At 66.7% G+C, this 9,099-nt stretch carries 8 protein-coding genes; all 8 read left to right on the top strand.

Annotation, left to right across the window (positions count from 1 at the left end):
- The first annotated feature begins 146 nt into the window (after positions 1–146).
- On the top strand, positions 147–647 hold the full coding sequence (locus tag ACTNBU_RS08265; protein ID WP_441032677.1) for an N-acetyltransferase family protein: 501 nt from the start codon (positions 147–149) through the stop codon (positions 645–647).
- 114 nt (positions 648–761) lie between these two features.
- The gene (gene polA / locus ACTNBU_RS08260) at positions 762–3,404 is read left to right on the top strand and encodes a DNA polymerase I (RefSeq protein ID WP_441032674.1); all 2,643 of its coding nucleotides are present in this window, start codon (positions 762–764) and stop codon (positions 3,402–3,404) included.
- 25 nt (positions 3,405–3,429) lie between these two features.
- The gene (locus ACTNBU_RS08255; protein WP_441032672.1) at positions 3,430–4,314 is read left to right on the top strand and encodes a DMT family transporter; all 885 of its coding nucleotides are present in this window, start codon (positions 3,430–3,432) and stop codon (positions 4,312–4,314) included.
- Between the two features lie 28 nt (positions 4,315–4,342).
- On the top strand, positions 4,343–4,843 hold the full coding sequence (rimI, locus tag ACTNBU_RS08250) for a ribosomal protein S18-alanine N-acetyltransferase (protein WP_441032669.1): 501 nt from the start codon (positions 4,343–4,345) through the stop codon (positions 4,841–4,843).
- Between the two features lie 39 nt (positions 4,844–4,882).
- Positions 4,883–5,896, top strand: coding sequence for a tRNA (adenosine(37)-N6)-threonylcarbamoyltransferase complex transferase subunit TsaD (gene tsaD / locus ACTNBU_RS08245; protein WP_441032667.1), 1,014 nt, complete (start codon positions 4,883–4,885; stop codon positions 5,894–5,896).
- 52 nt (positions 5,897–5,948) lie between these two features.
- Entirely contained in the window at positions 5,949–6,434 is a 486-nt protein-coding gene (locus tag ACTNBU_RS08240; protein ID WP_441032665.1) for a flavodoxin family protein, read from the top strand.
- Positions 6,435–6,736: 302 nt separating this feature from the next.
- Positions 6,737–8,407, top strand: coding sequence for a formate--tetrahydrofolate ligase (locus tag ACTNBU_RS08235; RefSeq protein WP_441032663.1), 1,671 nt, complete (start codon positions 6,737–6,739; stop codon positions 8,405–8,407).
- Between the two features lie 40 nt (positions 8,408–8,447).
- Complete coding sequence (locus tag ACTNBU_RS08230) at positions 8,448–9,083, top strand: cyclodeaminase/cyclohydrolase family protein (RefSeq protein WP_441032660.1); 636 nt, start codon at positions 8,448–8,450, stop codon at positions 9,081–9,083.
- The last annotated feature ends 16 nt before the right edge of the window (positions 9,084–9,099 follow it).

Below are 9,099 nucleotides of genomic sequence, written 5' to 3'. Positions count from 1 at the left end.
TGACGGACTCCTGTGCGGGCGTGTCAGCCCAAGGTCTTAACTGTCAGGCCATTTACTCTCTCATTCTAACAGCTTCGGCTTTGAGATGGAAAAAGACGCGGCTGGCTGCCGTGCCTTAAACCGTAATTATTATTGTAGGAGTGCTTATGGATACACTGGAACTGGCCCGGATGGAGGACATCGGGGCGTGCTGGCAGATCATCGACGAGGGCAGGCTCTTTCAGCGGGAGCAGGGCTTCGTGCAGTGGACGGAGGACTATCCCAACCCGGACACCATCCGGGAGGACGTGCAGGCGGAAAAGGGGTATGTTCTCCGGAGCGGCGGCGTCATCGCCGGGTATCTCTGCGTGGACTTCTCAGGCGAGCCCGCCTACGCGGAGATCGACGGAGCCTGGAGCGCCGACGCACCCTACGCCGTGGTGCACCGGCTGGCGTTCAGCAGGGCGGCCAGGGGAAAGGGCCTGTCCGACAGCGTCTTTGCTCTGGTGGAGGCGCTGTGCCGGGAGCGGGGCGTGGGATACATCCGGGCGGACACGGATTTCCCCAACCAGCGGATGCAGCATATCCTGGCCCGGAACGGCTTCCGGCGCTGCGGCGTCATTGTCTTCCAGGGCAGCGGGAAGCTGGCCTATGACAAGCTGCTGTGACGGCGCTTCCGGAAAAGACAGAGGAGACGCGTCCATGGCGCCCTTGTTTTCCGGCTCAAAATACGGTATACTAATACAATCAGCGCAAATCGTGAAAACAGGAGGGACCTCCCTATGAAACTCATGGTCATCGATGGCAACAGCATCCTGAACCGGGCCTATTACGGCATCCGGCCCCTCACCACCCGGGACGGGCTGTACACCCACGCCGTCTATGGCTTTCTCACCACCATGCAGCGTCTGACGGAGGAGGAACAGCCCGACGCGCTGTGCGTCACCTTCGACGTCCACGCCCCCACCTTCCGCCACACGGCGGACACCGCCTACAAGGCCACCCGGAAGCCCATGCCGGAGGAGCTGCGCCAGCAGGTGCCGGTGCTGAAAGAGGTGCTGGACGATATGCGCATCCCCCGCTACGAGCTGGCGGGCTGGGAGGCCGACGACCTCATCGGCACCATCTCCCGGAAGTGCGAGGCCGCGGACTGGGAGTGCGTGGTGGTCACCGGCGACAAGGACAGCTTGCAGCTCATCACGGACCGCACCAAGGTGAAGCTGGTGTCCACCCGCATGGGCCAGACCACCACAAAGGACATGACCCCGGAGACCTTCCGGGAGCAGTACGGCTTCGACCCCATCCACATGATCGACCTGAAGGCCCTCATGGGAGACATCTCCGACAACATCCCCGGCGTGCCTGGCATCGGCGAGAAGACCGCCATGGACCTGATCCAGAAATACCAGTCCATCGACGATCTGTACGCCAGACTGCCGGACATCGAGGCCAAGCCCGCCGCGCTGAAAAAGCTGACGGCGGGGGAGGAGGCCGCCCGCCACTCCTACTGGCTGGCCACCATCGTCACCGACGCGCCGCTGGACTTCGACCCGGCGGAGAATCTGCGGCGGGAGCCGTCGCCGGAGCTGTACGGACTGTTTCTGAAGCTGGAGTTCTCCAAGCTCATCGAGAAGTGGGGCCTGCGGCCCGCCTCCGCCGCCCCGGCGGAGCAGACGGAGGATACTATGCCCGCCGCCCCGGCGGAGCAGGTGACCTCCCCGGACCGGGCGGCGGAGCTGCTGGAACAGTGGCGGCAGGCGGACCACGTGTCCCTGCTGGCCCTGCCGGACCTGACGGGCGTGTCCGTGGCGTGGGAGCAGGGCGGCGCGGAGCTGTTCTTTGAGAAGTACCGGGGGGACTGGAACGGGCTTCTGAAGGCCCTGTTCTCGGAGAATATCCGGAAGGTCTCCCACAACGTCAAGGACCTGATGCGGACGCTGCTGGAAAACGGCTTGCCCGCGGAGGGCTTCGTGTTCGACACGGCTCTGGCGGCCTATCTGCTGGACGCCACGGCGGGCAGCTACGACCTGCGGCGGCTGTCGGTGTCGTACTTCAACCGGGAGCTGCCGGAGCCGCTGCATCGGAAGGCGGACGCCTTCTCCATGCTGGGGGACGCGGGTGCCGCCGCCGAAGCCCTGGACCGGTACGCCGGAACGGTGGAGGCCCTGTACGGGACTCTGTCCGCCCGCCTGCGGGAGCGGGGCCAGTGGGAGCTGTATGAGACGGCGGAGCTGCCCCTGTGCCGGGTGCTGGCGGAGATGGAGCTGGCGGGCTGCCGGGTGGACGCCGGGGCGCTGGCGTCCTTCGGCGAGCTGCTGGCCAAGCGCGGCGGGGAGCTGGAGACGGCCATCTACGACATGGCCGGGGGGACGTTCAACATCAACTCCCCCAAGCAGCTGGGCGAGGTGCTGTTCGACCGGCTGGGCCTGCCCCACGGGAAGAAGACCAAGACCGGCTGGTCCACCAACGCCGACGTGCTGGAGAAGCTGCGGCCGGAGGCGCCCATTGTGGACGCGGTGCTGGAGTACCGGCAGTACGCCAAGCTGAAATCCACCTATGCCGACGGCCTTCTGAAAGCCCTCAGTCCCGATGGACGGGTGCGCACCAGCTTCCAGATGACCGTCACCGCCACGGGACGGCTCAGCTCCACGGAGCCGAACCTCCAGAACATCCCCACCCGGACGGACCTGGGCAGCGAGATCCGGCGGATGTTCGTCCCCGCCGGCGGCTGCGTGCTGGTGGACGCGGACTACTCCCAGATCGAGTTGCGGCTGCTGGCCCACGTCTCCGGGGATGAGAACATGCGGGAGTCCTTCCTGGCCGGAGGAGACTTCCACGCCCAGACGGCGGCGAAGGTGTTCCACGTGGCCCGGGAGGACGTGACCCATGAGATGCGCCGCCGGGCCAAGGCGGTGAACTTCGGCATCGTCTACGGCATCTCCGCCTTCTCCCTGTCCCAGGACATCGGCACCAGCGTGGCGGAGGCAAAGGACTATATGGATGCCTATTTCGCCGCCTTCCCCGGCGTGCGGCGGTATATGGACACCGTGGTGGAGCAGGCCAGGGAGCAGGGGTATGTGGAGACCATCTTCCACCGCCGCCGGGACCTGCCGGAGCTGGTGTCCTCCAACCGGAACATGCGGGCCTTCGGCGAGCGGGTGGCGCTGAACATGCCCATCCAGGGCGCGGCGGCGGACGTGATGAAGCTGGCCATGATCGCCGTGTGGAAGCGGCTGCGGGCGGAGCGCCCCCATGCCCGTCTGGTGCTCCAGGTCCACGACGAGCTGATCGTGGAGTGCCCGGAGGACGAGGCGGAGGCCGTGGCCCGGATCCTGACGGAGGAGATGGAGAACGTGGTCCGTCTCTCCGTCCCCCTGACCGCCGACGCCCACTGGGGCAAGAACTGGCTGGAGGCCAAGGGCTGAGAGCAATCGGAAATCGGGAATTGAGATGACAGGAGAGAACAAACAGAGCGGCGCCGTGAAGCGGCTCGTTGTACTGCTGGGCGTGGTGGGAGTGTCCCTGTCCGCCGTATTCGTCCGGTGGTCCACGGCGCCGTCGTTGATCCTGGTGCTGTACCGGGTGGGGATGGCGGCGGCGCTGCTGACGCCCTCCGTCCTGCTGCGCCGCCGGGAGGAGCTGCGGGGGCTGACGGGCCGGGACTTGCTGCTGTGTCTTGCCAGCGGGGCCTTTCTGGGACTGCACTTTGCGGCGTATTTTGAGTCGCTGCGGTATACCTCCATCGCCTCCTCCGTGGTGCTGGTGGACACGGAGGTGCTGTTCGTGTCCCTGGGGACGGTACTGCTGTTCCGGCAGCGGCTGACGGGCCGTGCGTGGCTGGCGGTGCTGCTGGCCTTCGGCGGCAGCGTCGCCATTGCCCTGGCGGACACCGCGGCGGGGCCGGACGCGGTGCGGGGGGACCTGATCGCCCTCACCGGCGCGCTGTGCATGGCGGGCTATACCATGATCGGCGCGGTGTGCCGCCGGCGGCTGTCCACCACCGTGTACACATGGCTGGTCTACGCCGCCGCGGCGGTGACGGTGCTGGCCATCGCCCTGGGCCGCCGCCTGCCCCTGACGGGCCACGGCGCCGTCAACTGGCTCACCGCCCTGGGCATGGCGGTGTTCTGTACATTGCTGGGCCATAGCGTGTTCAGCTGGGGACTGAAATATCTGCCCGCCGCCTTCATCTCCACCGTCAAGCTGCTGGAGCCGGTGTTTGCCTCGGTGTGGGGCCTGCTGCTGTTCCGGGAGGTGCCGGGGGCGCTGACGGTGCTGGGCGGCGCGGTCATCATTCTGGGCGTCTGGCTCTACGGACGGGAGACCGGGTCGTGACAGACCTCATCGGAAAGGAATCTGCGATATGAGAGAACAAATGCACATCCGCATCGTGCCCATGAACGCCGACCATCTGGACGAGGTGGCGGAGCTGGAGCGCATCTGCTTCCCGGACCCCTGGTCCCGGAACATGCTGGCGGAGGAGCTGGACAACGCCCTGTCCGCCTTCCTGGTGGCCCTGGACGACAGCGGCAAGGTGGCGGGCTACGCCGGACTCCAGGTGGTGCTGGACGAGGGCACCATCCTGAACGTGGCGGTGCGGCCGGAGTACCGCCGCCAGGGCATCGCCGGGAAGCTGCTGGACGTGTTCCTAAACTTCGCCCAGGCCAACCGGCTCAGCTTCCTGACGCTGGAGGTCCGGGCGTCCAACTACGGGGCCATCGCCCTGTACGGCGGACTGGGCTTCCGCAGCGTGGGACGCCGCCGGAACTACTATGAGCATCCCAGAGAGGATGCCCTCATTATGACGAAGGAGCTGACCGCCCCGGAGACCCCGGCGGACGGCGGCCCCGTGATCCGCTCCTGAGCCGGGTCATCAACTGCTGACAGAGAGAGGGAACACCCAATGAAGATACTGGCCTTTGAATCCTCCTGCGACGAGACCGCCGCGGCGGTGGTGGAGGACGGCCGCCGCGTCCTGTCCGACGCCATCGCCTCCCAGGCGGATATGCACGCCCTGTACGGCGGCGTGGTGCCGGAGATCGCCTCCCGGAAGCACGTGGAGGCCATCGCCGCCCTGACGGAAAAAGCCCTGGCGGACGCCCACTGCACGAAGGACGACATCGACGCCGTGGCGGTGACCTACGCCCCCGGCCTCATCGGCGCGGTGCTGGTGGGGCTCAGCTTCGCCAAATCCGTGGCCTACGCCTGGAACGTGCCCCTGATCCCCGTCCACCACGTCCGGGGCCACATCGCCGCCAACTATCTGGCCTTCCCGGAACTGGAGCCGCCGTTTCTGGCCCTGGCCATCTCCGGCGGCAACACCCTCATCGTGGACGTGCGGGACTACACGGACCTCCGCATCCTGGGCGCCACCCGGGACGACGCGGCGGGGGAGTGCTTCGACAAGGCGGCCCGGGTGCTGGGCCTGCCCTATCCCGGCGGCAAGCCCATGGACGAGCTGGCACAGCAGTCGGCGGGCGGCGTGTACCAGCTGCCTGTGGCCCATGTGGACGGCGCGCCCCTGGACATGAGCTTCTCCGGACTGAAGACGGCGGTGGTGAATCTGGCCCATCACGCGGAGCAGACCGGAGAGCCCCTGGACCGGGCGGCCCTGGCGCGGGACTTCACCCGGGCCGTCAGCGATACGCTGGTGCCCCGGGCCATGGAGGCGGCCCGGCAGACGGGCCGGAAGGTGATCTGCGCCGCCGGCGGCGTGGCCGCCAACTCCATCATCCGGGCAGACCTGCAAAAAGCCTGCGACGCGGCGGGCTGCCGGCTGTACCTGCCGCCCCTGCGGCTGTGCGGCGACAACGGCGCCATGATCGGCGCCCAGGGCTACTACGAGTATCTGGCGGGCCATACGGCGGGCATGGAGCTGAACGCCTACGCCACCCGGGAGATCGAGGACCGGGGATAACGGCTCCGCCGCAAACCGAAAAACGGACCATCAAAAGAAGGAGGAATTCCCAATGAAAATGAGCGTTTTGTATCACTCCAAATCCGGCAATACCAAGGCCATGGCGGAGGCCGTCGCAGAGGGCATGGAGCAGGTGGAGGCCGTGGAGGCCAAGACCATGTCCATCGACGCGGTGGACGAGGAATGGCTGCGGGAGAGCGTCTGCCTGGTGCTGGGCAGCCCCACCTACTACGCCAGCGTCAGCGGCGAGATGAAGCTGTTCCTGGAGGGCCTGGGCAAGTACGGCGTGGCCGGAAAGCTGGGCGGCGCCTTCGCCACCGCCAACTACATCCACGGCGGCGGAGAACTGGCCATCCAGACCATTCTGGACCACCTGATGGTCTATGGCATGCTGGTCTACTCCGGCGGCGGCTCCAAGGGCAAGCCGGTGATCCACCTGGGCCCCGAGGCCGTGGCCGGCGAGCTGGAGAAGAGCCGGGAGACCTTTCAGGTCTACGGCCGCCGCATGGCGGAGAAGGCGGCGGAGCTGTTCGGCTGAGCGTTTTTCGCTGACAGCGGCCCGGGCGCGGGAGCGTTCGGGCTGTTCTGCACATTTTGGACAAGGAAACGCGGGAATTTCAGTGATTCTTGTGAAAGAAATACTTGCCGATTCCCCATGTTGTCCGCTATACTAAAGATACTACCTTAAAGCTGCCGCTTCTCCGTGAACCGGCAGAACCGGCCGGGGCGGACACCGCTCCGGACACCGTCCGAAGGGGCCCACGAGAGGGAAGGCGGAGGGGCGCTCCGCCGGTCCGCGGCGTCCGGGGGACAGAATTGACAACAGGAGGAATGATTCCCATGGCTTACAAGACTGACATTGAGATCGCGCAGGAAGCGGAGATGCTGCCCATCGGGGAGATCGCCGAAAAGCTGGGCGTGGACGGGGACGCCCTGGAGCCCTACGGCAAGTACAAGGCCAAGCTGGACATCCATGCCCTGAAGGACCTACCCCGGAAATCCAAGCTGATCCTGGTCACCGCCATCAATCCCACCCCCGCCGGAGAGGGCAAGACCACCACCTCCGTGGGTCTGGCGGACGCCCTGACGAAGCTGGGGAAGAAGACGGCCCTGTGCCTGCGGGAGCCCTCTCTGGGCCCCGTGTTCGGCGTGAAGGGCGGCGCCGCCGGCGGCGGCTATGCCCAGGTGGTGCCCATGGAGGACATCAACCTGCACTTCACCGGCGATTTCCACGCCATCGGCGCGGCCAACAATCTGCTGGCCGCCATGCTGGACAACCACATCCAGCAGGGGAACGCCCTGGACATCGACGTGCGGAAGATCACCTGGAAGCGGTGCGTAGACATGAACGACCGCCAGCTGCGGCACATCGTCTGCGGCCTGGGCGGCAAGGTCAACGGAGTCCCCAGAGAGGACGGCTTCGACATCACCGTGGCCTCCGAGATCATGGCGGTGCTGTGCCTGGCCACGGACCTGCAGGACCTGAAGACCCGTCTGGCCCGGATGGTGGTGGCCTACACCCGAGACGACAAGCCCGTCACCGCCCACGACCTCCACGCTGAGGGCGCCATGACCGCCCTGCTGAAGGACGCCCTGAAGCCCAATCTGGTGCAGACCCTGGAGCACACCCCCGCCATCATCCACGGCGGCCCCTTCGCCAACATCGCCCACGGCTGCAACTCCATCGAGGCCACGGACACGGCTCTGAAGCTGGCGGACTACACCGTCACCGAGGCGGGCTTCGGCGCGGACCTGGGCGCGGAGAAGTTCCTGGACATCAAGTGCCGCGCGGCGGGCTTCCATCCCGACGCCGTGGTGGTGGTGGCCACCGTCCGGGCGCTGAAGCACCACGGCGGTGTTGCCAAGGCCGACCTGAACACCGAGAATCTGGAGGCGCTGGAGAAGGGCCTGCCCAATCTGCTCCGGCACGTGGAGAACATGACCAAGGTCTACGGCCTGCCCTGCGTGGTGGCCATCAACGCCTTCCCCACGGATACCGCCGCCGAGCTGAAGCTGGTGGAGGACAAGTGCCGGGAACTGGGCGTCAACGTGGCCCTCAGCGAGGTCTGGGCCAAGGGCGGCGAGGGCGGCATCGCCCTGGCGCAGGAGGTGCTGCGGCTGTGCGACGAGCCCAACCACTTCCGGTTCGCCTACGACGCCGACGACACCATTGAGAACAAGCTCAACGCCATCGCCACGAAGGTCTATCACGCCGATGGCGTGACCCTCACCGGCCCGGCCAAGAAGCAGCTCCAGCAGCTGACGGCCCTGGGCTTTGACAAGCTGCCCATCTGCATGGCCAAGACCCAGTACAGCTTCTCCGACGACGCAGCCCTGCTGGGCGCGCCCGAGGGCTTCACCGTGACGGTGCGGAACCTGAAGGTCTCCGCCGGCGCCGGCTTCATCGTGGCCCTCACCGGCGACATCATGACCATGCCCGGTCTTCCCAAGGTCCCGGCGGCCAACAACATCGACGTGGACGAGACGGGGAAGATCACGGGCCTGTTCTGAGTCTGATTTCATCTGATCCATTTGACAGGAGCGAATACCAATGGCTGAAAAACTGATGGACAAGTCCTGCGGGGACTTCACGGCGGTCCTGGCCTCCCGGGCGCCGGTGCCCGGCGGAGGCGGCGCCGCCGCCCTGGTGGGCGCGCTGGGGACGGCTCTCTGCTCCATGGCGGGGAACCTGACCCTGGGAAAGAAGAAATACGCCGCCGTGGAGCCGGATATCCGCCGTCTGCTGGCGGAGGGGGAGAGCGTCCGCCGCCGTCTGCTGGAGCTGGCGGACATGGACGCCGCAGCCTTCGAGCCGCTGTCCCGGGCCTATTCCATCCCCAAGGACGACCCGTCCCGGGCGGAGGTGCTGGAAGCGGCCACCCTGGCCGCCTGCTGCCCGCCCATGGAGATGCTGGAGCAGACCTGCCGTGCCGTGGAGCTGCTGGAGGAGATGCTGGAAAAGGGCAGCGTCATGATGGTCAGTGACGTGGGCTGCGGCGCGTCCTGCTGCCGTGCGGCGCTGGAGAGCGCCGGCCTGAATGTTTTCATCAACACCCGGACCCTGACGGACCGGAATACCGCCCGGCGGCTGGAGGAACATGCCGACAGATTGCTGGCGGACTATCTGCCCCGTGCGGAGCGGATCACGAAGGAGGTGACCAGACGCCTGCGGACGCCGCGGGAGTGAGTTTCAGCGCATTTTG

The sequence above is a fragment of the Dysosmobacter sp. HCP28S3_G4 genome (assembly GCF_052065175.1).
In the GTDB taxonomy this organism is placed as follows: Bacteria; Bacillota; Clostridia; order Oscillospirales; family Oscillospiraceae; genus Oscillibacter.
The sequence above is the reverse complement of the archived record's forward strand: the minus strand, read 5'-3'. Positions and strand labels throughout refer to the sequence as shown.